The organism is Saccharopolyspora sp. NPDC050389, assembly GCF_040655595.1.
Taxonomy (GTDB): Bacteria; Actinomycetota; Actinomycetes; order Mycobacteriales; family Pseudonocardiaceae; genus Saccharopolyspora.
The window spans coordinates 1-1,694 of record NZ_JBFAKG010000220.1; the positions used below are offsets into that span (position 1 = coordinate 1).

Genomic DNA, 1,694 nt, shown 5'->3' on the forward strand with positions numbered 1-1,694 from the left:
TTCCCGCTGGCGGTGCGGCCGGTTCTGCTGATCGCCGCGGCCGTCGGGATCGCGTTGCTGTTGACCAGCCCGCGTTATGGCTACTTCGCCGACGAGCTCTACTTCATCGCCGCCGGGCACCACCTCTCGTGGGGCTACGCCGACCAGCCACCGCTGATACCCCTCTTAGCCTCCACTTTGGACAACCTGTTCCCGGATTCACTGGTGGCGCTGCGCTTTCCGCCGATGCTGGTCACCGCCGCCGGAGTCGTCGTCACCGCGCTGATCGCGCGCGAGCTGGGCGGCGATCGCCGCACGCAGGTGCTCGCCGCCGGGGCCTGGGCGGTCACCGTGCAGTTCGCCAGCGCGGGGCACCTGCTCGCGACCTGGTCCTTCGATCCGTTCCTGTGGACGGTGATCGGCTGGCTGGTGGTGCGCTGGACGCGCTGCCGCCGGGATCACCTGCTGCTGTGGGCGGGCGTGATCACCGCGGTGGCGCTGCAGGTCAAGTTCCTGATCCCGGTGTGGTGGCTCTGCGTCGGCGTCGCCGCCCTCGCGGCCGGGCCGCGCGAGCTGCTGCGCCGCCCGATGCTTTGGTGCGGGGCGGGTTTCGCCGCGCTCACCATGGTTCCGACGCTGATCTGGCAGCACGCCCACGGCTGGCCGCAGCTGCGCATGCCCGCCGCGATCGCCGCCGAGAACTGGTACGGCTGGCTGTTCCTCCCGACGGCCGTCGCCTGCGCGGGCCTCGTCGGCGCGGCCGCGGTCTGCTACGGCTCGTGGCGGCTCCTGCGCTCCCCGAACCTGCGGCCGTACCGCTACCTGGGCTGGGCCGCCGTCGGGACCACGGCGATCTTCCTGCTCGCGGACGGGCGTCCCTACTACGTCGCGGGCCTGTTCGGCCTGCTCTACGCCGTTGCCGCGGTGGAGGCCCCGAAGTTCCGGGGTTGGGTCACCGGCACGGCTTTCGCGGTCTCCGCTTGCCTGGCGCTGGCCGCGCTGCCGGTGCTGCCGGTGTCGTCGATCCAGCGGTTCGACACGTTCGGCCGGGGCAGCATCGGCTGGCCGCAGCTGACCTCGGTGGTGGCCGAGGCCTACCACCGCGCTCCCCCGCGGACCGCCGTCATCACCCACGACTACTGGTCGGCCGGGGCCCTGCACCACTACGGAAGCGCGGCCGGGATTCCCGAGGCGTACAGCGGAAGCCGGGGCTTCTGGTATCTCGATCGCCCGCCGGAGAACACCGAGCACGTGGTGTACCTGGGCGGCAACCGCGACTACCTGCTCCGGTTCTTCCGCGACGTCCGCCCGGTTACCACAGTGGACACTCGGCTCGACACCTACTACGAGGGCACCGCGATCTGGCTCGCCAGCGGGCCGCGGCGGCCGTGGGCCGAGTTGTGGCCGCAGTTCCAGCGCATGGGCATCTTCGACGGCTCCACCGGCAGTGGCACCGAGCTCCCCGGCGCTCAGACGACCAGCGCGTTCACGGCGGCGACCGCGGCCGTGCCGTCGTAGGAACGCCACGCCTCCGCCATCCGGTGCACCGCCTCGGCGAGTTCGTCCGGCGGGTGGTGGAACGGGATGCGCAGGCAGCGGTCGCTGCGCCGCTGCGGATCCAGCGACTGCCCCGGCAGCACCGCGACGCCGAACCGCAGCGCGTGCTGGGCGAAGGCGCTCGCGTTGCCGTAGGGCAGCGTGGCCCAGAGCGTCTG

The 1,694-nt window shown here is 72.2% G+C and carries 1 protein-coding gene and 1 pseudogene; one reads left to right on the top strand and one right to left on the bottom strand.

All coding sequences use genetic code 11. From position 1 onward, the window contains the following. Window positions 1-1,497 (top strand): glycosyltransferase family 39 protein (locus AB0I53_RS49535; protein WP_358618194.1); only part of this gene is annotated, 1,497 nt, incomplete at its 5' end. Here AB0I53_RS49535 and AB0I53_RS49540 read toward each other — a convergent pair. Next, window positions 1,449-1,694: pseudogene (locus AB0I53_RS49540) on the bottom strand (hypothetical protein); the annotation flags it as partial. The gene AB0I53_RS49535 and the pseudogene AB0I53_RS49540 sit on opposite strands and share 49 nt — an antisense overlap.